This is a genomic window from Sphingopyxis sp. (assembly GCF_050916055.1).
In the GTDB taxonomy this organism is placed as follows: Bacteria; Pseudomonadota; Alphaproteobacteria; order Sphingomonadales; family Sphingomonadaceae; genus Sphingopyxis.
This window is the reverse complement of record NZ_CP051527.1, coordinates 1,542,301-1,563,538: the sequence shown is the minus strand read 5'-3', so window position 1 is coordinate 1,563,538 and position 21,238 is coordinate 1,542,301. Positions and strand designations below refer to the sequence as shown.

Genomic DNA, 21,238 nt, shown 5'->3' with positions numbered 1-21,238 from the left:
TGGCGTGAAGATCAACAAGACGACGGATTTCGTGGAAACGGTGGTCGGCGACGAAATCGTGCTGATGCACACCGGCGACGGTCGCTTTTTCAGCCTGACCGGCACCGCGCGGCGCGCGTGGGAACTGATCGAGACCTGCCCCGACCGCGACGCGCTCGTTGCCGCTCTGCTCGCCGAATATGACGCCGACGCGGCCGAGATTGCGGGCGATGTCGACGCGCTGCTCGCCCGGCTGGCGCAGCGCTCGCTCGTCGAGATGGCCGACTGACGATGGCCGGGGCGCGCCCTGCGCTGCGCCCGCGGATCGCCCATGCGCTCCGCTGGCGTTGGCGCGTGGCCGAGACGATCGCGGCGCTGGTCGCGGCGCGTTTCCTGGTGCGCTTCGTGCCCTTCGGCGGCTGGCGCCGCACGCTCGGGCCGATGTCCGGTGGAGCGGCGCCGATCCCGCTTTCGGAACCCGACCGGCAACTCGTCCGCGCGGTCGCCCGCGATGTCGCCCGCTGGGCGCCGCGGCTGCCGCTGCGGCTCGTCTGTCTGCCGCGCGCGATGGCGGCGCGCTGGGTGCTCGCGCGGCGCGGAATTGCCGGACGTATCGTGATCGGAGCGCGGCGCGGCACGGCCGAAAATCCCGTCGATCTCCACGCCTGGTTGATGGTCGGCGACATCTGCGTGACCGGCGACGCCGAGCGCCGCTCGTTCGAGGCATTCGCCCGTCGCGGCGGTTCGGCCGCGTAGCGCCGGCGCGCGCGAAACCGTGTCCCAAAAATGCACCCTGGCGGCTCTTGCAGGGGGCGGGGGAGGCGCGTAAGGCATTGAGGCGGGAAGGGAAGGGAAATCCGGTGTTTACCAAAAGGCATGCGATAGCCTGGGCGGCGGTGGCCGCGTTGAGCTTGCTTCCGGCCGATCCTGCCCTTGCGGCGGCGCTTGGCGATCCGGCGGGTTCGGGGGCGCTGGTTTCGGCGGTTCGCTGGCTGCAGGGAACGTTGCTCGGCACCGTCGCCACCGTCGTCGCGGTGATCGCCGTGGCGTCGGTCGGCTTCCTGATGCTGACCGGGCGGATCAACTGGCGCTATGGCGCGACGGTGATCCTCGGCTGTTTCATCCTGTTCGGCGCCGCGAGTATCGTAGCCGGAATCCAGTCGACCGCAGCGGGCGGATAGCATGGAGGGGCTGGGGCAGGATCCATTGTTTGTCGGATTGACGCGGCCCCAGATGTTCGCCGGCGTCCCCTACGGCTATTTCATCGTCAACGGCGTGATCGCCGCCGAATTCTTCCTGATCTTCCGGTCGGCCTGGGCGATCGGCGTGGCGTTGCTGGTGCACGGGATCGGGATGATCCTGTGCCTGCGCGAACCGCGCTTCTTCGATCTATGGGTGACGCGGCTCAGCCAGTGTCCGCGCGTCCGCAACTATGCGTTGTGGCAGTGCAACTCCTACCGCCCCTGAGCCCCGACGGGAAAGCCTATGCGCGGGAAAAGGCGGCGGGGCATCATCTGCCCTATGCCCGCCATGTCGATGATCTGACGATCGAGACGCGCGACGGCATGCTGATGCAGGTCGTCCAGCTGCGCGGCCTGTTGTTCGAAACCACCGACAGCAACGAACTGAATTATCGCAAGACGTTGCGCGACGCGATGCTGCAGGCGATGGCCTCGTCGCGCTTTGCCGTCTATCACCACATCGTCCGCCGCCGCGCCGACGTCGCGCTCGACGGCGAGTTTCCCGACGATTTTTCGCGGCGGCTCGATGCGAGCTGGCGCGGCCGCGTCGCCGCCAAGTCGCTGTATGTGAACGACCTGTTCCTGACGATCGTGCGCCGTCCCGCGCCGGGTCGGGTCGGGCTGCTCGATCGGCTGCGCGGCTGGTTCGACCGGTCGGGGCTCGATGACGAAGCGCGCATCGCGCAGGATCTGCGCGAACTCGACAATGTCCGCGAGGCGCTGGTCGCGCAGCTCGGCAGCTACGCGCCGCGCGTGCTGAGCGTTTACGACAGCGACCACGGCCCCTGTTCCGAACTGCTCGAATTTCTGTCGGTGCTGTTCAACGGCGAAATGCGCCCGGTGCGCCTGCCGCATCAGGACATCGGCGCCTATCTGCCCTATCGGCGGATCAGCTTCGGGCAGGATATGGTCGAACTCGGCCCTGTCGGGGCGGGGGCGCGCAACTTTGCCGCGATGGTGTCGATCAAGGATTATCCGGCGCAGACCGGGCCGGGCATGCTCGACGACATCTTGCGGCTGCCGTGCGAGCTGGTGATCAGCCAGTCCTTCGCCTTCGTCGATCGCCAGGCGGCGCTCGGGCGAATGAACCTCGTGCTGCGGCGGATGCGCGCCGCCGACGACGAGGCGGTCAGCCTGCACCAGCAATTGTCGGGTGCAAAGGACGATGTCGCCGCAGGCCGTGCCGGCTTCGGCGAGCATCATTTGACGCTCGCGGTGCATGGCGGCAGCCCTGCCGAGGTCGATGCCAATGTCGCCGAAGTGCTCGCGGCGCTCGCCGACCTCGGCATCATCGCGGTGCGCGAGGATGTCGGGCTCGAACCCGCCTTCTGGGCGCAATTTCCGGCGAACTTCAAATATATCGCCCGCCGCGGCCTGATTTCGACGAGCAATTTCGCAAGCTTTGCGAGCGGCCACAATTTCCCGCTGGGGCAAGCGCAGGGCAATCACTGGGGCGACGCGGTGACATTGCTCGAAACCACCGCCGCGGGCCCCTATTTCTTCAATTTCCATCAGGGCGACCTCGGCAATTTCACCGTCATCGGGCCTTCGGGATCGGGCAAGACCGTTGTCGTCAACTTCCTGCTCGCGCAGGCGCGCAAATATCGCCCGCGGATCGTGCTGTTCGACAAGGACCGCGGCGCCGAACTGTTCATCCGTGCGGTCGGCGGGCGCTACGACGTCCTGCGCCCCGGCGAGCCCGCGGGGCTCAACCCGCTCCACCTCGACGACACCCCCGCGAACCGCCTGTTCCTGATCGACTGGGTGACGACGCTGGCGGGCGGCGCCGACGCCGAGGAACATGCCGCGATCAAGGATGCGATCGACGCCAACTATGCGCAACCCGCCAGCTTCCGGCGGCTGCGCCACTTGGTCGAGCTGTTCCGCGGCGGGCATCGCCCGCATTCGGCCGACCTGTGGTCGCGGCTCCAACCCTGGTGGGGCGAGGGCGAACGCGCGTGGCTGTTCGACAACGAGGTCGACCGCACCGACCTCACCGCCGAGACCGTCGGCTTCGACATGACCGAAATCCTCGACGATGCGGCGCTGCGCACCCCGGCGATGATGGTGCTGTTCCACCGGGTCGAGGAACGTCTGTCGGGCGTCCCCGCGATCATCATGGTCGACGAGGGCTGGAAGGCGCTCGACGACGATGTGTTCGTGCGCCGCATCAAGGATTGGGAAAAGACGATCCGCAAGCGCAACGGCATCGTCGGCTTTGCGACGCAAAGCGCGCAGGACGCGCTCGAAAGCCGAATCGCCAGCGCGATCATCGAACAGGCCGCAACCCAGATCTTCATGGCCAATCCAAAGGCGCGCGTCGACGATTATTGCGACGGCTTCGGCCTGTCGCAGCACGAATATGACATCGTCCGCACGCTGCCCGACGACGCGCATTGCTTCCTGATCAAGCATGGCGGCGACAGCGTCGTTGCGCGGCTCGACCTGTCGGGCGAAAAGGAATTGCTGACCATCTTGTCGGGCCGCGAGCATACGGTGCGGCTGCTCGACGAAATTCGCGCGGAAAGCGGCGACGACCCGGCGGCGTGGATCCCGCGCCTGATGGAAAGGGCCTGAGCCATGGCCTGTCCGACCGTCGCCCCGGGAGATCCGTTCCTGTTCGGGATGCTGCGCGCGATCGACTGTCATGCCCAGACGATTGGGGCCTCGGGGTATCAGGCGCTGTCCTCGCCGCTGTCGACGATTTCGCTACTGACCACCGGGGTGCTGACGATCTTCGTCGCGTTGTTCGGATATCGCATGCTGGTGGGGCAGACGCCGGCGCTCCGCGACCTGGTGATCGCGATCGTCAAGATCGGCTTCGTGCTGATGCTGGTGACCAGCTGGCCCGCCTATCGCACCCTGATCTATGACGTCGTCGTGCGCGCGCCGGCCGAACTGGCCGCCGCTATCGGCACGTCGGCCGCGCTGCCCGGCACGCACTCGGGGCTTGCGGGACGGTTGCACGGCATCGACGAACAGATCGTCGAATTTTCGCGGCTCGGATCGGCCGACATCAGCGCGCTGCGGCAGAATGCAGGCAGCGGCGAATTGCCGCGTTTCGACCCGGTCAAGGACCGCGAAACGATCGCGACGGGCCGCAGCGTCTATCTCGCGGCCACGCTCGCCGCGTTCGGCGCGGTACGACTGGTCGCCGGCGTGCTGCTCGCGGTCGGGCCGCTGTTCCTGCTTTTCCTGCTGTTTCAGGGCACCATCGGGCTGTTCGCCGGCTGGGTTCGCGGACTGGTCTGGGCCGCGCTCGGCTCGCTCGCGACGACGATCGGTTTCGGGGTCCAGCTCGCGCTGTTCGACTCCTGGCTGGCGCAATTGCTGACCTTGCGCCGCGCTGGCGCACCGGCCTATCAGGCGCCGGTGGAATTGTTCGTGATCTCGCTGGTCTTCGCGCTGCTCTCGCTCGCGCTGCTCTACGCCGCGGGCCGCGTTGCGTCGGGCTTCCGCATTCCCGATGCGGTGCATCACGCGATTGCCCCAAGCGTTTACACGCAGCTCGCGCAGGGTCTTGCCGCGCCGCAAGCGACCGCTAGCCAGGCGATCCCGGCCGAACGCAACCGCGCCACCGCCATCGCCGACGCGGTGACCCGCACGCAACGCCGCGAAACCGCGCTGCAGACGGCGAGCGGCGAGGGCGGCGGTGGCACCTCGGCACCGCGCGGCGGTTCCGTCAGCCTTGGCGCGCGCGATCCGAGCATCGGGCGCACGGTGCCGCTGGGCGAAAGTTACAGGTCGAGAACGCGCGGCCGCGTCTCGGCGCGCGCGCAGCGACGGGATGCCCGGATATGAAGAAAGTCGAACGCGAGGCACTGGATGCCTATTATCGTGAAGCGGGGAGCTGGGCCGAGGACCAGCGAGCCGCGCTCGTCCGGTCGCGGCGGATCGCGTGGATTGTCGCGGGCGTCGCCGTCGCCATGGCGGCGATGCTGGCGCTGGCGATCCTGTTCCTGACGCCGCTGAAGACCGTCGAACCCTATACTTTGCTCGTCGATCGCAACACGGGTTATGTCCAGGCGCTGAAGCCGATCGACGCCGAAAAGATCGCGCCCGACCGCGCGCTGACGCAAAGCTTCCTCGTCCAATATGTCATCGCCCGCGAAAGCTACGATTTCACGACGGTGCAGGGCGATTACCGCAAGGTGATGCTGTGGTCGGCCGAGGGGGCGCGCACGACCTATGCCAATGCGATGCAGGCAACGAACCCCGAAAGTCCGCTCGCGCGCTATCCGCGCACCGCGACGTTGCAGACGCGGGTCAAGAGCGTGTCACCGCTCGACGACGGCGCCGCGCTCGTCCGCTTCGAAACGCAGCTTCGCGATCAGGCGGGCCGCGCGACCGCGCCGCAATCGTGGGTCTCGGTGGTTCGCTACCGCTATTCGACCGCGCCGATGTCGACCGCCGACCGCTTCGTCAATCCGCTCGGCTTCCAGGTCGTCCGCTATCGCCGCGACGCCGAGGTGCTGGCGCCCGCCGCCGAGACCGGCATCGAGCCCGAAACCACGCCAGTGGCGGTTGAACCGGTTCCTGCACGCACCGTGCGGCTGGGCGATCGCGCCGCGGGGCGCGAATAGCCGATGTGGCGTCCCTTTGCCTTGATGCTGATGCTCGCCGTGGTCCCCGCCACGGCGCAGGTCCGCCCGACCCCGGGGACGGGCGACCCGCGCGTCCAGTCGGTGCTTTACGACCCGCAGCAGACGGTGCAGCTCAGCGTCGCCGAAGGGTATCAACTGACCGTCGAACTCGGCGCCGGCGAACGCATCGAAAATATCGCGGTGGGCGACAGCACCAGTTGGCAGGTGACCCCGAACCGGCGCGGCGACCATCTGTTCGTCAAATCGGTCGGCCGCGGCGCGCCGACGAACATGACCGTGATCACCGACGCGCGCAGCTATTCGTTCGAACTGATGCCGGCGTTCAACAGCTTTGAATCGGCTTTCACCGTCCGCTTCGAATATCCGCAGACTTCGGCGCCGGGGCCGGGACCGGCGCTGCCCGCCGATGTCGAGGGGCGCTACCGGCTGACCGGCAGCAAGGCGGTACGCCCGACCGCCATCTCGGACGACGGCGTGCACACCTATCTGATCTTCGCTGCGAACCAGACCTTGCCCGCCATCTACGCGCGCGACGACGACGGCAGCGAGCGGCCCGTCGAGGGGGCGATGCGCGACGGCCGTTATGTGATCGATGCGGTCGCGAGCGAACTGGTGTTCCGTCGCGACAAGCGCCGTGCGACGGCGATCCGCAAGCTGGTGCGAAAGGACGAGCGATGAGCGACACGCCGCCCGCCAATCCGCATCCCGCCGATCCGCATCCCGCCGATCCGCGTCCCGCCGATACCCGTCCCGACGTCCGACCGATGGTCGCGGTGCCGCGCAAGGGCGTGCCGATCTGGGTACTCGGCGCGGTCATGGCGTTGCTCGCCATCGGGCTGTTTTCGGCGCTCGAGGCGCGGCGCTATGCCGCCACCGCGCCCGCGACGGCCCCGCGCGCGATCGACATCAACGGCCAGCCATCGTCGATGCCGACTTTGTTCATCCCGCCCTCGCTGGCACGCGAGGCGCCGCCCGAAACGCTCGTGGTGGACGCCCCTGCTCCGGCACCGCGGCGCGCGATGCCACAGGTCCTGCCGCAGCCGCCCATGGGTTCGCCGCCGCGATACATACCGCCGCCGCCGATGGACTATCCGCCGCCACCCGCCGGGCCCACCGACGTGCCGTCGGGGCGTCCGGGCGGGACGGTGCTCGTCTATGACGCGCTCGCCCCGGCCGAAGGCGCACCCGAAGCGGCCACGGCGCGCCAGAGCCTGTTCGGTGAGCGCGCCCGCGCCTCGCGCCTCAGTCGCAAAGCCACGATCGTGCCGCAGGGCGCGCTGATCCCCGCGGTACTCGAAACCGCGCTCGATTCGAGCCGCCCGGGCTTTGCCCGCGCGATCGTATCGCGCGATGTGCGCAGCTATGACGGCACGCGCGTCCTCATCCCGCGCGGTAGCCGTCTGATCGGCGAATACCGCTCCGACGCGACGCGGGGACAGAAGCGCGCGCTGGTCACGTGGACCCGGCTCGACCGCCCCGACGGTGCGACCATCGCGCTCGAATCGCCGATCGCCGATCCCGCCGGGCGCACCGGGGTGCGTGGCCGCGTCAATTCGCATTTCTTCGAGCGCTTCGGCGCCGCGTTCCTGCAAACCGCCTTGTCGATCGGCGAAAATCTGGCGCTGCGCAGCGCCGATTCATCGGTGGTCGTCGCCTTGCCCGGCTCGTTCCAGGGCGGCACGGCGTCGACGAACGACGAGAATGAGATACCGCCGACGATCAAGGTCAAGCAGGGGACATCGATCACCGTCTTCGTCGCGCGCGACCTCGATTTCACCGGGGTCGAGAGCGGGCGATGACGGCGGCGGACGCCGCGGGCGAGCCGGTCTATCTCGGCCTGTATCTGGCGCCCTTCGCCGAATTACTGGCGCGCGAAGATCTCACCGATTTCTATGTGAACCGCCCCGGCGAGGTCTGGGCCGAAACGGTCGGCGGCGGGGTCGAGCGGCTGGCGATGCCGGCGCTCGACGAAAAGACGCTGTCGCGGCTCGCGCGCCAAATCGCCGCCTTCACCCATCAGGGGATCAGCCGCGCGCATCCGTTGCTCGCGGCGACGCTGCCCGATGGTTCGCGCGTCCAGGTCATCGCGCCGCCGGCGACGCGCGGCGGGATGCTGCTCGCGGTGCGCAAGCATGTGGTGCAGGATATGTCGCTCGCCGATTACACCCGCTGCGGCGCCTTTTCGGCAACCAGCAGCGGTGCGCTGGCGGATCGCAGCGCGACCGACACGACGCTGCGCGCCCTGAGAGACGCGGGAGAATATGGCGAGCTGCTCGCCACCGCGGTGCGGGCACGGCGCAATATATTGATCGCCGGCGGCACCTCGACCGGCAAGACCACCTTCCTCAACGCGCTGATCGCCGAGATTCCGGCGCGCGAGCGGCTGATCTATATCGAGGATACGCCCGAATTGAAGCTGCGGCACGAGAATGGCATCGGGCTGCTCGCGGCGCGGTCGGCGCTGGGGGAGGCGAGCGTCACCGCCGACGATCTGCTCGCGGCATCGCTGCGGATGCGCCCCGACCGCATCATCCTCGGCGAGCTGCGCGGCCCCGAAGCCTTTACCTTTCTGCGCGCGGTGAACACCGGGCATCCGGGATCGATGACGACCGTCCACGCCGACAGCCCGCAGCGTGCGATCGAGCAGATCGCGCTGCTCGTGCTCCAGACCGGCACCTCGCTTGCGCGCGCCGACGTCGATCATTATGTGCGCAGCACGATAGACGTCTATGTTCAGTTGGCGCGCAGCGACGGTCGACGCCACATTTCCGAGGTAATCCTGCGCGACTGACGCAAAAACGGGCTGAACAGCGTCCAGCCCGTTTTGTCATTGCAACAGGAACGGCGGCTTGCGCCGCGATTCCGGAAAGCGCGCGGCTTCAGCTCGCCGAGGTGTTGACACCGCCGGCGCCGTCGCTGCCGAGGCCGACCCCGTTCAGCACGTCACCCATGCCCAGGTCCAAATCGACGAGCTCGGGCTTCGTCCACTCGGACTTGGCAGGTGCAGTCGCTTCGTTACGGTTTTCCATGATAGTCTCCCTCGATTGGTGATGTTTACATAATTACGGACGCTGTGGAAAGATGCCTGACAAGGCGATGCAGGGGAACAGGGTCAGATAGGGCGCCTGGTTCGAGAACGGCTGGCCGCCGCCCGCCAACCCCATCGGTGCTGCCGCTTCGTTCAGATAGGCGGCGGGAGTCGGCGGGGCGCCGGGCTGATAGTCGTCGTCCGTGACGGCAAAGCCGTTGCGCAGCGCGCGGGTTGAGTTGGCACCCTGCGACGAGTTTTTCATCAGCGTCTGGTGGGTGTGGATCGGCATTTGCGTCATCATCAGCGTGGTCGACGTCGTGCCGCCCTCTTCGCCGAGTACGCGCGGGGTCAACCCCGGACCATTGCCTTGTCCGATAATGCCGCGCCCCTGCAGGTCGGGCAGCGCAAAGGTGGTCGTCCCGTTGCCGCCATAAGTCGTGCCGAGCAGCGAGAACAGCGCGGTGTTTGCGGCGATGGACATAAGCTGCCCCTGCGCCGAGGTCCAGCCGCGCGGGCAGAAATTATAGGGATACATGACGACCTGTCCGAGGAAAGGTTCGGCGCCGGCATGGGCGGGAGTGGTTGTCATCAGGCTGCCGGCCAGCGCGGTGGCGGCGGCAAGGCAATATTTGAATTTCGACATGGCTTACGCTCCTGTCTGCTATTTGCGGTTAAAAGGTCGGGGCATTCGCGAACCGTCAGTTCCGGCTCGGAAAAATACCCGTCAACGCAATGCAATATTGGGTGGTGAGGTAAGGCGACTTCAGGGGCAACGGAGCGCTCGCGCCGGCCGGTGCCACCTGAAGCGTCGACGTATCCATATTGTTGGCGGGTGTTGCGCCCCCCTGGAATTTCGTCTCGGCCGCACTGGCCAGCGTGTTGCGCGCCGCGCTATCCACTGTGCCCGCATTGGGTGACACGCGAATGCGCGCCTGATGAGTGTGCGTCGGCAGCTCATTGGTCGTCAGCGTGGTGCTTTCGGTGCCGGCAACCTGCCCGAGCGTGTAGAAGCTGCCGCCCGACAATTGTCCCTGGCCGATCGGCGTACGCCCGCGCAGGTCGGGCAGAGCGAAGGTGGTCGTCCCGTTGCCGCCATAGGTCGTGCCGAGCAGCGAGAACAGCGCCGCGTTCTGGGCAATCCCAAGGATCTGCCCCGACGTGCTGGCCCAGTTGCGCGGGCAATAGTTGAATCCGAAGTTGGCGATTTCGCCGATATAGTTGAAATCGCCGCTTTGAGCGGCGGCGGGCGTTATCGATGTCCATCCCAGCGCAAGCGCACCGGTGGCCACCATCAGTTTCGATTTTTTCATGAGAATGTCTCCTCGCGGATCCGGTTCATCCGGACCAGCTGAACGGTGGCGTCAGTTCTGCGACGGAAAAATACCGACCGCCGCGACACAGTTCCGCAGGGCTAGGAACGGCGATTGAATGGCGACCGGCTGGCTGCCCCCGGCTGTGCTCACTTCGACCGTCGCCGCGTTGAAGAAATTCGCGCCCTCGACGGTGTGATAGGCAGCAGCCGAACTTTCGGCCGGAAAATTGTTCACCGGCGAGGCCGAGTTGCCCAGATAAGGATGCGCCTTGAGCAGTGCAGTGTGGGTATGGGTTGGCATATTCTGCGTCGTCAACGTCACCGATTCGTTGCCGCCGACCTGACCGACCACATAGTTCGACAGCCCAGGGCCCTGAAACTGCGATTGACCGAAGCGCCCGCGATAATCGGGCAGGGCAAAGGTGTTCACCCCATCGCCGCCATAGATCGTGCCGTAGAGAGTGTACAAGATCTCATCATTCGCAATCGACAGCAAAGCGCCATTGGCTTCGTAATAGCCGACCGGACAGAAAGTGTACGGGACCGTTATGATGTCGCCGACAAACGGTGTCTGCGCCGTCGCCGGCGCCAGCGCGGTGGCGCTCGCGGCACCGGCCAGCAAAGCCAGCGCGGCCTTCATCCTTCGCTTCATTTTATATTCCCCCAAGTTCGCTCGACTCCCCGAACTGGGCGATGTTGACCCACCTCAGGACAAAAGTAAAGAAAGTTGACGCTATGTTCCCAAATAGTTGCGCTTCGCCGATACTGTGACGCGACGACGGGAGCGCGGTTCGATTGACACAGAGCGGTCGGACTGCTAGCGCGCAGCGCTTGCCGCCATGCCCCGAAAAGGGCTGGCCTCTCCTATATCTAAGGAAACAATATGGCCCGCGTTACCGTCGAGGATTGCGTCGACAAAATCTCCAACCGGTTCGACCTCGTGCTGCTGTCGGCGCACCGCGCGCGTGAAATTTCGGGCGGCTCGGAACTCACCATCGACCGCGACCGCGACAAGAACCCGGTCGTCGCGCTGCGCGAGATCGCCGAACAGACCGTGCGTCCCAAGGATCTGAAGGAAGCGCTGGTCGGTTCGTTGCAGAAGGTCGTCGTCGACGACGACGATACGCCGGACGAAATCAGCTCGATCAGCCGCTCGGCCGAGGCGCTCCGCCTGACCGCCGCGGCACCGCCGCGCAGCCCGGCGGGCGGCGGCAGCGATTTCGAATAGATCGCGCTAGCTTTAAAGTCTGAAAGGGGCCGTGGGAAACCGCGGCCCCTTTTCGCATTCAGGCGACGTCGGTCAATTCGGCAATGCGGATCGCCTTCGACGCCAGCAGCGGATCGACGATGCGCTGGATGCGGGGCGCGCGCGGCGATGCGACCGCGATGTTGAACAGGCTGTTGGCGACGACGTCGGCGATCTGCACCCCGTCGCTGCGCTTGCTGTCGGCGAGTGCGGCGCGGCCCCAGTGGCCGAGCCCCGCCTGAATCTCCTCGCGCACCCGCGCCAGAATGGTGGGGTCATAGCGACCGTCGTCGATCACCACATCGGTGCACACGCCCCCCGTTTCGGGCAGCCACCGCCCGATCGCGAGGTTGAGGAGCGCGGCGTACAGCGCCAGGTCGCTGGGCAGCGTACCGCCCGGCCCCGCGGCGAGGCGGTCGCGCCTGGCGACCGCGACCCACGCCCGCCCGCCGGCGCGGTCGAACAGTTCGAGCAGATAGGCGCGCTCGACGACGCTGATCCGGCTGCCCTTCAGCTCACCGCGCAATCCGGTGACGCTGCGAAACCGGTCGTGGATCGCGCCCGCCGCCTCGGGGGTGAGCATCACTGCAGCAAAGGTCATCGCGCCGGCATTCAGCCCGCCCGATTCGTCGCAATAGATCGTCATCGCCGCTTGCCAGCCCGGCCTCGGTTCATTTGACGCGGCCGAAGAAGGCGACCGATCGGCTCGCGCCGGGCGCGATCGCGTCGCCCAGCAGCCAGCGGACATGCGTTACATCGGTCATCGTCGCGGCCCGCGGTGCGGCGCCGGGCGCGGGGACGGTCAGCGCACCGAGCGCGCCGAAATTCTTGCCACCGTCGGCGGACACGCTGAAACCTGCGCCGTCGGTGGTGCCGTCAAAGACCAGGCCGTCAGGGATCGGGTTGACGATATTGACCCCGGAAGCAGGCGTCGCGCCGCTGTTGGTAAAGGTGAGGGCGACACGCACCCGGTCGCCGGGCACGACGACATCGGGCGCGCCGTAGGTTTTTGCGGCAGGCGCGCCGTTTGCGGCGGGGAGCGACTTTTCAAGTTCGATGACCGAGGTCAGCGCGCCCTTGTCCTGCGCGAGCGCGGGCTGCACCGCCAGCAGGGGGGCCAGCAGCGGCGCCACCATGGCCGCGATAATTCGTGCGCGATACGTCCCGGTCAACGGCCGTCTCCTTGTTGGTCCGCGCCGTGACGGCGCCTCAGGCAGGGCAGGGATAGCGCTTCTTCATCAGCGCGTCGAACGCCATATAGACCGACACCGACGGTCGCACCCGCGCCGGATAGCCGCGCAGATGCGCGATCCACTGTTCAGGGGTCAGCGTGCCCGATTCGGGCGGACAACTCGTCGTCTTTCGTCCGGCGCGGCGCTGCGCATCGATCCGCGACTTATAGCGCTTGCCCGCGGCAACGACCTCGTTGCGCAGCCGGATCCCCTCGGGCGTTGCGATAGCGAGCGGCCCGAGCGGCAGCACCGTATCGGCGCGGCGCAGGAAGGCGGCGACGCTCATGTCGCCGGGCGCCATGCCGCACAACAGCGCCCCGACGACGCAAGCGGTCAACGCGCGGGTGCCGGCGGTCACGATCGTCGGCATCCGGCGCAATCGGCCGCTAGGCGCCTTGCGGGTTGGCATCGCCGAACGGGCGCGGCTTGCGCTTGATCTGGGGCAGCGAGCCCGCATGGCCGGTCACCGGGGTGCCGCGCTTGTCGGCATCGTCCTCGCGGCCGATGTCTTCGCCCTTGATCGCGCGCTTCGATTCCTCGCCCGACAGCGTCTCATATTCGAGCAGCGCGCCGGCGAGCAGGTGCAGCTCGTCGAGATGATCGGTCAGCACCTTGCGCGCCACATTCTCGCCCTCTTCGACCAGACGGCGGACCTCGGCGTCGATCAACCGCGCGGTGTCTTCGGACATATTCTGCGCTCGCGAGACGCTGTGGCCCAGGAACACCTCGTCCTGATTGTCACGATAGCGCAGCCAGCCGAGCTTGTCGGACATGCCATATTCCATCACCATCGCGCGCGCCATTTCGGTCGCCTGCTGGATGTCGTTCGACGCGCCGGTGTTGAGCTCGTCCTTGCCATAGATCAGCTGCTCGGCGATGCGGCCGCCGAAGCAAAGTGCGAGGCGCGCCTTCATCTGCTTCATATTGGTCGAATAGCGGTCGCGTTCGGGCAGGTTCCACGTCACGCCCAAAGCGCGGCCGCGCGGAATGATCGTGACCTTGTGCAGCGGGTCGCACCCGTCAACGTGCAGCGAGACGAGCGCATGGCCGGCCTCGTGATAGGCGGTCGACTTCTTTTCGTCCTCGGTCATCACCATCGAACGCCGTTCGGCGCCCATCATGACCTTGTCCTTGGCTTCCTCGAACTCGTTCGATGCGATCAGCCGCTTGCCGCGGCGCGCGGCGAGCAGCGCGGCCTCGTTGCAGAGGTTGGCCAGATCGGCGCCCGAAAAGCCGGGGGTGCCGCGCGCGACGCGGCGCAGGTCGACGTCGGGCGCCAGCGGCTTCTTGCGCGTGTGGACCTCGAGGATCTTCTGGCGCCCGTCGATGTCGGGGCGCGGCACGACCACCTGGCGGTCGAAACGGCCCGGGCGGAGCAGCGCGGGGTCGAGCACGTCGGGGCGGTTGGTCGCGGCGACGATGATGATGCCTTCATTCGCCTCAAAGCCGTCCATTTCGACGAGCAGCTGGTTGAGCGTCTGTTCGCGCTCGTCATTGCCATTGCCCAGGCCCGCACCGCGATGGCGGCCGACTGCGTCGATTTCGTCGATGAAGACGATGCACGGCGCGTTGCGCTTGGCCTGTTCGAACATGTCACGGACGCGGCTGGCACCGACGCCGACGAACATCTCGACGAAGTCGGAGCCCGAAATGGTGAAGAACGGCACGCCTGCCTCCCCCGCGATCGCGCGGGCGAGCAGGGTCTTGCCGGTACCAGGCGAGCCCACGAGCAGCGCGCCCTTGGGAATCTGGCCGCCGAGTTTCGAGAATTTGGTCGGGTCCTTCAGGAACTCGACGATCTCCTCCAGCTCCTCGCGCGCCTCGTCGATGCCGGCGACGTCGTCGAAGGTGACCCGCCCCTGCTTTTCGGTGAGCATTTTCGCGCGCGACTTGCCAAAGCCCATCGCGCCCGATCCATTGCTTTTCTGGACCTGACGGAACACGAAGAAAGCAATGCCGAGGATCAGGATGAACGGCAGCGCCTGGACGAGCAGAAAAACCCAGACATTGCCTGCCTCGGTGGGCTTGCCGTCATATTTGACGCCATTGTCGTTGAGCAACTTGAGCAGTTCGGGGTCGCGGATCAGGTTTGCGCTGAATGGGTCGCCGTTCGACAGTGTGCCGGTGGCGCGTTCTTCGGTCAGCACGACGTCCTTGACGCCACCCTCGACGATCTTTTCGCGGAACTCGGAATAGGTCAGCGGGGTGCCCGCGGGCTGCGACGCACCGCCGAACATCGAGGCGACGAGGAGCATGGCAAGCAGAATGCCGCTCCAGATCATCACGCTCTTCATCCAGGGGTTGCCCTGCGGTTCCTTGTCGTCCTGCATGCGGAATCTTTCCCAATCGTCGCGTGTTTCGCGACTATACCCGCACAAGATAGGACAATCGCGTTAAATGACAATGAGCCTGTCAGGGCTTTTTCGGTGCTTTCCGGCGCGGCGCCGCCGAAATGCGCCAGATCGTGCCCTCAAGGCCGCGGACGGCATCGATGAGCAGCGCGCCGACCATCGCCCGCCGCCCGGCGCGCATCGCGGCGATGACGCCGTCGAGCGATGCGCCGCGCAGCGACAGTTGCGGGTCGTTCGCGCGCAGCCGCTGGGTCACGACGCGCCGGAAGATTTCGGGCGGATAGCCGTCGTCGCGGATCACCGCGATGTCCGACGCATCGGGCCATGCCGCGACCAGCCGCTCGACCGCCCAGTCGATCGCGTCGTCGGCCTCGGCGAGCCAGCCCGCCGACCTTGCGGCGGCTTCGGGGTCGAGCGCGGTCTGCGATCGCAGCGCCTGGCGCAGCCGCGCGCGGTCGAAGCGATCGTCGCTGTTCGAAGGGTCGTCGACGAAGGGGATATCCTGCTCCAGCGCCAGATGCACGAGGTCGGCACGCCGCCAGTGGAGCAGCGGGCGCAGCACCACGCCGTTGCGGGCGCGGATCGCCGCCAGCCCGCCGACCCCGCTGCTGCGATTGAGCCGCATGACGATCGTCTCGAGTTGGTCGTCGGCATGGTGTGCGGTCACGATGTGATCGATCGCCTGTTCGGCGCGCCATGTTTCGAGCAACCGATAGCGTTCGGCCCGCGCCGCGGCTTGCAGCGAGCCCCTGATCGGCGCCGCGGGGCGGAGCGTCGCGTGCGCGACATGTTCGCGCCGGCAATAGCCCGCGACCATCCGCGCTTCGTCGTCCGACCCGGTGCGCACGCCATGATCGACCGTTGCCGCGCGGACCTGTCCGGGCAGCAGCGCGGCCATCAGCCATAGCAAGGCCATGCTGTCGGGGCCGCCCGACACGGCGACGCCGTAATGCAGCCGGTGCCAGTCAGCCCCTGCGACCGCGGCGAGATCGACCGCGAGCCGGTCGACCGCGCTCGCCTCAGCAGCCGGCTTTTGTTTTTGCGGCGGCAGCATCGTCCCTGACATCCTTGGGAGCCTTGTCCCCATAGACTTCTTCGAGCTCGCGGAAAGCCTTGCACGCATCGGCCTTGCGCCCGAGCTTGTCGAGCGCGACCCCCATGTACATCAGGCTGTGCGGCGCCCGCGCACCGCTCGGCCGGTCCTTGTAATTGTTGTAAAAGGCGACCGCAGCAAGGCTGGGCTTGCCCTCGTCGAGATAGGCGCGGCCGAGCAGGTTCTGCGCATAGCTGGCGGTCCCGGCGTTCGGCCATTTGGCAACGACCTGCTTCAGCTGTGCCTGCGCCTCGGGATAGAGCTTCGCGCTCCACAGCCGGTAGCCATAATCATAGGTGTCCTGCACCTCGTTGCCCGTCGCCGGGATTTCGACCTTCTTGACCAGCGCCAGCCGCGCCGCATCGGGGGCAGCAGCCGCGGCGGGCTTGGCCGCCGGCTTTTTCGCCGGGGCCGCAGCAAGCGTCGCGGTGGCGGCGGGCGGCCGCGCCGCGGGTTCGGACCCCAGGCTGGCCGGCGTTTCGACCGCCGCCGGGGCAAGGCGCCGGTCCATCTCGGCCTTGTAGGCCGCGAACTGCTTTTCGAGTTCGCGCAGCTGGAAGGCATTTTGTTCGGACTGGCCGGTCAGCGTCTGCAACTGCGATTCCAGGGCATCGACGCGCGCGGTCAGGTCGATCACCGGTGCGTTCGTCCGGGCGCGCTCGCCGGGCGTGTTGTCGGGCGCGATCTCGCCTTCGAAAAAGGCCGGGCTGCCACCCGGAAAGACCGAACGCTGGACCGCCCGCATTTCCTTTTCGAGCCGTTCGACGCGCTTGTCGACACTGGCCTCCTGCGCCTGCGCGACCGGAACGGCCGCACTCAACGCGACCACCGCCGCTCCGAGCAAGTTGATATGATGCGTCTTCATCTGCCGTACGGCCCCCACCAGTTAACCATTTTTGACAATCGCGGTCATAGCGCCGCAACCCGCGACAGCGCAAATCCATTTCGGTGCAAGGTCGCATCGGTCCGCCGGACCGATGCCGCGGCTCACCCCTTGGTGGCGGGAGCCGGGGCGGCTGGCGCCCCGCCGCTGTCGGCGCGCGCGACCAGATCGGCGGGTTTCAGCGATATGCCTTTGACCAGCGTGTCGGCGGGACCGGTGGCGCCGACGTCGCGGCCGCTGACCGTGATCTTCAGCGCCTGCGGGCGGCTGGTGCGCAGCGTGAACTGCTCGACATAGGCGGGCGGCACCGCATAGGTTTCGCCGGGGTCGAGCGTGCGCCAATTCTCGGTCTTGCCCGCGGCATCGTCGAAGCCGACCCAGACCTCGGCCTCGCCAACCGCGGTCAGCACGACCGGCGCGTTGGCCGCGACACCCGCCTGGCCGGCCTTGGCCGCCGCGGGGGCGGTGACGCCGGCAGCGGGGGTTTCTGATTCATCGGCCGCGCGCGTCTGCGCCGCAACCAGCGCCTCGTCGGGTTCGACCGACAGAAAGCGCCAGACGCCATAGGCCGACACCAGCACCAGCGCGACGATGACCAGCGTCCAGGTCAGCCGCGCGGTCGGCAAGCGCGCCGGATCGGTGGGCTCATAGGCTTCGTAGAGCGGGCGCGCGCCATATTCGTCCTCGTCGAGTTCGCGGCGGATCTCGGTGCCGATCTCGGCCTCGGGCAACTCGACGGCGCGGGCATAGGCGCGCGCAAAGCCGGTGACATAGGTGCGTCCCGGAAGCTCGGAAAAGTCGGATTTTTCAATGGCCTTGAGGTGGCGCTGGGTGATGCGGGTGCGCGTCGCGACGTCGGCGAGCGAGAGCCCGGCAGCCTCACGGGCCAGGCGCAGCCGATCGCCCGTGCGCGTAATCGCCAGTTCGCCCTGCGAGGCGCCCTCTTCATCTGCCATTGCCATCTCCGTGCCGGTCGTTGGACCCAGTTCGACCGTGTCGCCCGTTCATCGCATTGCGGGCGCGCCAAAGTCAAACGAAGTTCGGCGAACGAACGGCCAAAAAGGACCGGAGATGCGGTCGCCGGGCCCCGCGACGCTCAGAGCACATATTTGCTGAGATCGGTGTCCCCGACAATGTCGGCCAGCTGGCGATCGACATAGGCGGCATCGATCGCAAGCGTGGTGCCGCCCATGTCTTCGGCGCCGAAGCTGACCTCTTCGACCAGCCGTTCCATGATCGTCTGGAGGCGCCGCGCGCCGATATTCTCGACCTTCTCGTTGACGTCCGCGGCGAGCCGCGCGACCCGCGCGATCGCATCGTCGGTGAACGACAGAGTGACACCCTCGGTGGCGATCAGCGCGGCATATTGTTCGGGCAAACCCGCCTTGGTTTCGGTCAGGATCCGGACGAAATCGCCTTCGGTCAGCGCGCTCAGTTCGACCCGGATCGGCAGGCGGCCCTGCAATTCGGGAAGCAGGTCGCTCGGCTTGGCGACATGAAAGGCGCCCGACGCGATGAACAGGATATGGTCGGTCTTCATCGGACCATATTTGGTCGCGACGGTGGTGCCTTCGATCAGCGGCAGCAGGTCGCGCTGCACGCCTTCGCGGCTCACCGATCCGCCGCGCACGTCGCTGACCGCGATCTTGTCGATCTCGTCGAGGAAGACGATGCCGTTCGCCTCGGCGTCGGCCAGCGCAACGCGCGCAACGTCGTCCTGATCGAGCCGTTTGTCCTGCTCCTCCTCGATCAGCCGCGTCGCGGCCTCGACCACCTTCAGCTTGCGGCGCTTCTTGGGCAGCCCGCCCATCGCCTTGCCCAGCATGTCGGACAGGTTGATCATGTTCATCTGCCCCGGCTGGCCGGGCAGTTCGAACGGCATGGCGGCGGCGTCGGCAACCTCGACCTCGACCTCGCTGTCGTCGAGATGGCCTTCGCGGATGCGCTGGCGAAAGCTCTGTCGCGTCGCCTCGCTGGCACCCTTGCCGGTCAGCGCGTCGAGCAACCGTTCCATCGCCGCTTCCTCGGCGGCGGCGCGCACCGCGTCGCGGCGGCGGTCTTTTTCCAGCCGCACCGCTTCCTCGACAAGGTCGCGGGCAATCTGTTCGACGTCGCGGCCGACATAGCCGACTTCGGTGAATTTGGTCGCCTCGACCTTGATGAACGGCGCATCGGCAAGCTTTGCCAGCCGCCGCGAAATCTCGGTCTTGCCGCATCCGGTGGGGCCGATCATCAGGATATTCTTCGGGCTGACCTCGTCGCGCAGGTCGGGGCCCAGCTGCTGGCGGCGCCAGCGATTGCGCAGCGCGACGGCGACCGCGCGCTTGGCGGCGTCCTGGCCGATGATATGCGTGTCGAGCGCGGCGACGATCGCCTTCGGGGTCAGTGCATCGTTCATGGTGGGGAAGGTTCCGGTCAGAAAATCATGTGGCCGCTAGATGGCGGTTCGGCGGCGCGTTTCAAGCGGGGCAGCGAAAGCCGGCGAACAGCGCGCGGTGCGATGCCACGATCCGAGCGATGCGTTCGGGCTCGACCTCGGCTTCCCAGATGTTGCGTTCGTAACTGCCGCCCAGCACGATGCCGTCGGGCCGCGGGAACATATAGCCCGCCTCGCCGGTGAAGGCGTAATCGATCTCGGGCTGCGGGATCAGCATCGCCAGCTGGCCGCGGATCGGCACCAGCTCGGTATCGCCGAACAGGCCATGCGACCCGAGCCCGGTGCAGTTGAACACCAATGTCTCGGGCAATTCGCCGATTTCGGCCGGCGCCGCGAACTCGCGCACGACGATGCGACCGCCGGCGGTCTGGAAATCGCGCTGCATCCGGTTCAGATAGCGCCCGGTCTCGACATAGATGGTGTCGTATCGCCACAATCGCTCGACCGGGAAGGGGTGCTCGTCGGGGCCGAGCTGGCGCGCCGCCGGCGGAAAGGTCGGCAGGATCGGCGCTTCGCGCGTCCCCTCGGCATAGGTGGTCAGCCAGCGCACGCCATAATCGTCGCCGATCATGATCTGAAAGCGCCGCCAGCTATAATCGAGCGCGGCGCTGAATTGCCGTCGCCATTCGGGGGTCACGCGGTCGTCGCGATACAGGCTGTACGGATGGAATTGCCCGCCCGCGATGTTGGATGTCGTCTCGGGCGGCAGGGCCTTGGCATAGATGGTGACGGCAAAGCCCGCCTCCTGCAGCAGCCGCGCCGTCGACAGGCCCATGACCCCCGCGCCGATCACCGCTGCCGCGCCCCGAAACCCGGCGATGCCCATGTCGACCGCCAGCTTCGACGTGCCCCAGCTCATCGTGATGCCGGCGCCGCCATGGCCATAATTGTGAACCAGCCGCTTGGCGCCGAGCGCGTCGGCGCGCACGACGAAGCCGCCGGGGCGATAGGGGCGAAGGCCCGCAGCGGTACGGATGACCCGGTCGGGCGACGCCTTCACCGGTGCCAGGCAGGACGAACTGGGAGGCGGCGTGCGCGCGGTGGTGACGGCACAGCCGGGAAGGGCGAGCGCGGCGGTGGCGGCAACGAAATGGCGGCGGGGGAGGGTCGGCATCACCCCCCGACCATAAAAGATCAGGCCCGGCTGTCGATCACTTCCTGCGTGAACTGGTCGTTGGTGTACACGCAAATGTCCGCGGCGACGGTCATCGCCTTGCGTACCAGCGCTTCCGGATCCTTCTCATAATCGACCAGCGCGCGCGCCGCCGCGAGCGCGTAATTGCCGCCCGAACCGATCGCGGCGATGCCGCCTTGCGGTTCGAGCACGTCGCCGTTGCCGGTGATGACCAGCGTCACCTCCTTGTCGGCGACGATCATCATCGCCTCCAGGTTGCGCAGAAATTTATCGGTGCGCCAATCCTTGGCCAGCTCGACCGCGGCGCGCAGCAACTGGCCATTGTGGCGCTCCAGCTTGCCCTCGAGCCGTTCGAACAGGGTGAAGGCATCGGCGGTCGCGCCGGCAAAACCGCCGATGACGCTGCCGTCGTGCAGCCGGCGCACTTTGCGTGCGTTCGGCTTCATCACCGTCTGGCCCATCGACACCTGGCCGTCACCGATGATGACGACCTTGTCCGCGCTGCGCGCGGAAAGGATGGTGGTTCCGTACCAGGTCGCGGCACGGTGCGTGTCTGCTTCGCTCATCGCCGCGATATGGGCGATGGGTGCGGGGGCTGCAAGGGGAGGGCGGCGCCCGGTTCACCCGTTTGTGTCGAGCGTAGTCGAGACACCCCGAAGGTACAGGCTATCGATGGGTGTCTCGACTACGCTCG

24 protein-coding genes and 1 pseudogene are annotated in these 21,238 nt (G+C 67.1%); 11 read left to right on the top strand and 14 right to left on the bottom strand.

The features are described from left to right. Positions 1–4 precede the first annotated feature (4 nt). The 10 genes from HEQ22_RS07565 (at position 5) to virB11 (ending at position 8,615) form a co-directional block, all read left to right on the top strand. Positions 5–268: a PqqD family protein gene (locus HEQ22_RS07565; RefSeq protein ID WP_432770576.1), complete on the top strand. Its 264-nt coding sequence runs from the start codon at positions 5–7 to the stop codon at positions 266–268. A 2-nt stretch (positions 269–270) separates the two neighbouring features. Then, complete coding sequence (locus HEQ22_RS07560; RefSeq protein ID WP_432770575.1) at positions 271–735, top strand: lasso peptide biosynthesis B2 protein; 465 nt, start codon at positions 271–273, stop codon at positions 733–735. Between the two features lie 140 nt (positions 736–875). Then, positions 876–1,160: a TrbC/VirB2 family protein gene (locus HEQ22_RS07555; protein ID WP_432770835.1), complete on the top strand. Its 285-nt coding sequence runs from the start codon at positions 876–878 to the stop codon at positions 1,158–1,160. A 1-nt stretch (position 1,161) separates the two neighbouring features. Beyond that, on the top strand, positions 1,162–1,446 hold the full coding sequence (locus HEQ22_RS07550) for a type IV secretion system protein VirB3 (RefSeq protein ID WP_432770574.1): 285 nt from the start codon (positions 1,162–1,164) through the stop codon (positions 1,444–1,446). Beyond that, positions 1,425–3,797, top strand: a complete 2,373-nt coding sequence (locus HEQ22_RS07545; RefSeq protein ID WP_432770573.1) for a VirB4 family type IV secretion/conjugal transfer ATPase — start codon at positions 1,425–1,427, stop codon at positions 3,795–3,797. Before HEQ22_RS07550 ends, HEQ22_RS07545 begins: the two co-directional genes overlap by 22 nt. 3 nt (positions 3,798–3,800) lie before the next feature. Beyond that, the gene (locus HEQ22_RS07540; RefSeq protein WP_432770572.1) at positions 3,801–5,021 is read left to right on the top strand and encodes a type IV secretion system protein; all 1,221 of its coding nucleotides are present in this window, start codon (positions 3,801–3,803) and stop codon (positions 5,019–5,021) included. Next, positions 5,018–5,803, top strand: coding sequence for a virB8 family protein (locus HEQ22_RS07535; protein ID WP_432770571.1), 786 nt, complete (start codon positions 5,018–5,020; stop codon positions 5,801–5,803). The genes HEQ22_RS07540 and HEQ22_RS07535 overlap by 4 nt, the downstream gene beginning before the upstream one ends. A gap of 3 nt (positions 5,804–5,806) precedes the next feature. Continuing rightward, positions 5,807–6,502 (top strand): TrbG/VirB9 family P-type conjugative transfer protein, encoded by a 696-nt coding sequence (locus HEQ22_RS07530; protein WP_432770570.1) that lies wholly within the window; start codon positions 5,807–5,809, stop codon positions 6,500–6,502. Further along, positions 6,499–7,623: a TrbI/VirB10 family protein gene (locus HEQ22_RS07525; RefSeq protein ID WP_432770569.1), complete on the top strand. Its 1,125-nt coding sequence runs from the start codon at positions 6,499–6,501 to the stop codon at positions 7,621–7,623. Before HEQ22_RS07530 ends, HEQ22_RS07525 begins: the two co-directional genes overlap by 4 nt. Beyond that, positions 7,620–8,615, top strand: a complete 996-nt coding sequence (gene virB11, locus HEQ22_RS07520) for a P-type DNA transfer ATPase VirB11 (protein ID WP_432770568.1) — start codon at positions 7,620–7,622, stop codon at positions 8,613–8,615. Before HEQ22_RS07525 ends, virB11 begins: the two co-directional genes overlap by 4 nt. A gap of 88 nt (positions 8,616–8,703) precedes the next feature. Here the strand turns inward: virB11 and HEQ22_RS07515 are convergent, their stop codons facing one another. The 4 genes from HEQ22_RS07515 to HEQ22_RS07500 are packed head-to-tail and all read right to left on the bottom strand — an operon-like array spanning position 8,704 to position 10,807. Further along, positions 8,704–8,853: a hypothetical protein gene (locus HEQ22_RS07515; protein WP_432770567.1), complete on the bottom strand. Its 150-nt coding sequence runs from the start codon at positions 8,851–8,853 to the stop codon at positions 8,704–8,706. 33 nt (positions 8,854–8,886) lie between these two features. Beyond that, positions 8,887–9,498 carry a phage tail protein gene (locus HEQ22_RS07510; protein WP_432770566.1) on the bottom strand — a complete coding sequence of 204 codons (612 nt, stop codon included), beginning with the start codon at positions 9,496–9,498 and terminating at the stop codon, positions 8,887–8,889. A 55-nt stretch (positions 9,499–9,553) separates the two neighbouring features. Beyond that, a complete protein-coding gene (locus tag HEQ22_RS07505) occupies positions 9,554–10,165 on the bottom strand; it encodes a phage tail protein (protein WP_432770565.1) in 612 nt (203 codons plus the stop codon). Positions 10,166–10,216: 51 nt separating this feature from the next. Beyond that, complete coding sequence (locus HEQ22_RS07500) at positions 10,217–10,807, bottom strand: phage tail protein (protein WP_432770564.1); 591 nt, start codon at positions 10,805–10,807, stop codon at positions 10,217–10,219. A 243-nt stretch (positions 10,808–11,050) separates the two neighbouring features. Between HEQ22_RS07500 and rpoZ the strand changes: the two genes are divergently transcribed. Next, on the top strand, positions 11,051–11,395 hold the full coding sequence (gene rpoZ, locus HEQ22_RS07495) for a DNA-directed RNA polymerase subunit omega (RefSeq protein WP_432770563.1): 345 nt from the start codon (positions 11,051–11,053) through the stop codon (positions 11,393–11,395). Between the two features lie 58 nt (positions 11,396–11,453). Here the strand turns inward: rpoZ and HEQ22_RS07490 are convergent, their stop codons facing one another. The 10 genes and pseudogenes from HEQ22_RS07490 to hslV form a co-directional block, all read right to left on the bottom strand. Then, the gene (locus HEQ22_RS07490) at positions 11,454–12,059 is read right to left on the bottom strand and encodes a DUF3800 domain-containing protein (RefSeq protein WP_432770562.1); all 606 of its coding nucleotides are present in this window, start codon (positions 12,057–12,059) and stop codon (positions 11,454–11,456) included. Between the two features lie 25 nt (positions 12,060–12,084). Continuing rightward, entirely contained in the window at positions 12,085–12,585 is a 501-nt protein-coding gene (locus tag HEQ22_RS07485) for a hypothetical protein (protein ID WP_432770561.1), read from the bottom strand. 37 nt (positions 12,586–12,622) lie between these two features. Then, positions 12,623–13,015: a hypothetical protein gene (locus tag HEQ22_RS07480; protein ID WP_432770560.1), complete on the bottom strand. Its 393-nt coding sequence runs from the start codon at positions 13,013–13,015 to the stop codon at positions 12,623–12,625. A 132-nt stretch (positions 13,016–13,147) separates the two neighbouring features. After that, positions 13,148–14,975, bottom strand: a pseudogene (gene ftsH, locus HEQ22_RS07475) (ATP-dependent zinc metalloprotease FtsH); the annotation flags it as partial. 82 nt (positions 14,976–15,057) lie between these two features. Next, positions 15,058–16,062, bottom strand: coding sequence for a tRNA lysidine(34) synthetase TilS (tilS, locus tag HEQ22_RS07470; RefSeq protein WP_432770559.1), 1,005 nt, complete (start codon positions 16,060–16,062; stop codon positions 15,058–15,060). Further along, a complete protein-coding gene (locus HEQ22_RS07465) occupies positions 16,016–16,954 on the bottom strand; it encodes a tetratricopeptide repeat protein (protein ID WP_432770558.1) in 939 nt (312 codons plus the stop codon). Before HEQ22_RS07465 ends, tilS begins: the two co-directional genes overlap by 47 nt. Positions 16,955–17,076: 122 nt before the next feature. Beyond that, complete coding sequence (locus HEQ22_RS07460) at positions 17,077–17,928, bottom strand: helix-turn-helix domain-containing protein (RefSeq protein ID WP_432770557.1); 852 nt, start codon at positions 17,926–17,928, stop codon at positions 17,077–17,079. A 140-nt stretch (positions 17,929–18,068) separates the two neighbouring features. After that, positions 18,069–19,370: an ATP-dependent protease ATPase subunit HslU gene (gene hslU / locus HEQ22_RS07455; protein WP_432770556.1), complete on the bottom strand. Its 1,302-nt coding sequence runs from the start codon at positions 19,368–19,370 to the stop codon at positions 18,069–18,071. 61 nt (positions 19,371–19,431) lie between these two features. After that, entirely contained in the window at positions 19,432–20,523 is a 1,092-nt protein-coding gene (locus HEQ22_RS07450) for an FAD-dependent oxidoreductase (RefSeq protein WP_432770555.1), read from the bottom strand. A 20-nt stretch (positions 20,524–20,543) separates the two neighbouring features. Further along, positions 20,544–21,110: an ATP-dependent protease subunit HslV gene (gene hslV, locus HEQ22_RS07445; RefSeq protein WP_432770554.1), complete on the bottom strand. Its 567-nt coding sequence runs from the start codon at positions 21,108–21,110 to the stop codon at positions 20,544–20,546. Between the last annotated feature and the right edge of the window lie 128 nt (positions 21,111–21,238).

Excerpts from the sequence above, each read along its gene's own strand:
- HEQ22_RS07560 (WP_432770575.1), top strand. The coding sequence starts at position 271 with ATGGCCGGGGCGCGCCCTGCGCTGCGCCCGCGGATCGCCCATGCGCTC.
- HEQ22_RS07550 (WP_432770574.1), top strand. The coding sequence starts at position 1,162 with ATGGAGGGGCTGGGGCAGGATCCATTGTTTGTCGGATTGACGCGGCCC.
- HEQ22_RS07540 (WP_432770572.1), top strand. The coding sequence starts at position 3,801 with ATGGCCTGTCCGACCGTCGCCCCGGGAGATCCGTTCCTGTTCGGGATG.
- HEQ22_RS07535 (WP_432770571.1), top strand. The coding sequence starts at position 5,018 with ATGAAGAAAGTCGAACGCGAGGCACTGGATGCCTATTATCGTGAAGCG.
- HEQ22_RS07530 (WP_432770570.1), top strand. The coding sequence starts at position 5,807 with ATGTGGCGTCCCTTTGCCTTGATGCTGATGCTCGCCGTGGTCCCCGCC.
- HEQ22_RS07525 (WP_432770569.1), top strand. The coding sequence starts at position 6,499 with ATGAGCGACACGCCGCCCGCCAATCCGCATCCCGCCGATCCGCATCCC.
- virB11 (WP_432770568.1), top strand. The coding sequence starts at position 7,620 with ATGACGGCGGCGGACGCCGCGGGCGAGCCGGTCTATCTCGGCCTGTAT.
- HEQ22_RS07515 (WP_432770567.1), bottom strand. The coding sequence starts at position 8,853 with ATGGAAAACCGTAACGAAGCGACTGCACCTGCCAAGTCCGAGTGGACG.
- HEQ22_RS07510 (WP_432770566.1), bottom strand. The coding sequence starts at position 9,498 with ATGTCGAAATTCAAATATTGCCTTGCCGCCGCCACCGCGCTGGCCGGC.
- HEQ22_RS07505 (WP_432770565.1), bottom strand. The coding sequence starts at position 10,165 with ATGAAAAAATCGAAACTGATGGTGGCCACCGGTGCGCTTGCGCTGGGA.
- HEQ22_RS07500 (WP_432770564.1), bottom strand. The coding sequence starts at position 10,807 with ATGAAGGCCGCGCTGGCTTTGCTGGCCGGTGCCGCGAGCGCCACCGCG.
- rpoZ (WP_432770563.1), top strand. The coding sequence starts at position 11,051 with ATGGCCCGCGTTACCGTCGAGGATTGCGTCGACAAAATCTCCAACCGG.
- HEQ22_RS07490 (WP_432770562.1), bottom strand. The coding sequence starts at position 12,059 with ATGACGATCTATTGCGACGAATCGGGCGGGCTGAATGCCGGCGCGATG.
- HEQ22_RS07480 (WP_432770560.1), bottom strand. The coding sequence starts at position 13,015 with ATGCCGACGATCGTGACCGCCGGCACCCGCGCGTTGACCGCTTGCGTC.
- tilS (WP_432770559.1), bottom strand. The coding sequence starts at position 16,062 with ATGTCAGGGACGATGCTGCCGCCGCAAAAACAAAAGCCGGCTGCTGAG.
- HEQ22_RS07465 (WP_432770558.1), bottom strand. The coding sequence starts at position 16,954 with ATGAAGACGCATCATATCAACTTGCTCGGAGCGGCGGTGGTCGCGTTG.
- HEQ22_RS07460 (WP_432770557.1), bottom strand. The coding sequence starts at position 17,928 with ATGGCAGATGAAGAGGGCGCCTCGCAGGGCGAACTGGCGATTACGCGC.
- hslU (WP_432770556.1), bottom strand. The coding sequence starts at position 19,370 with ATGAACGATGCACTGACCCCGAAGGCGATCGTCGCCGCGCTCGACACG.
- HEQ22_RS07450 (WP_432770555.1), bottom strand. The coding sequence starts at position 20,523 with ATGCCGACCCTCCCCCGCCGCCATTTCGTTGCCGCCACCGCCGCGCTC.
- hslV (WP_432770554.1), bottom strand. The coding sequence starts at position 21,110 with ATGAGCGAAGCAGACACGCACCGTGCCGCGACCTGGTACGGAACCACC.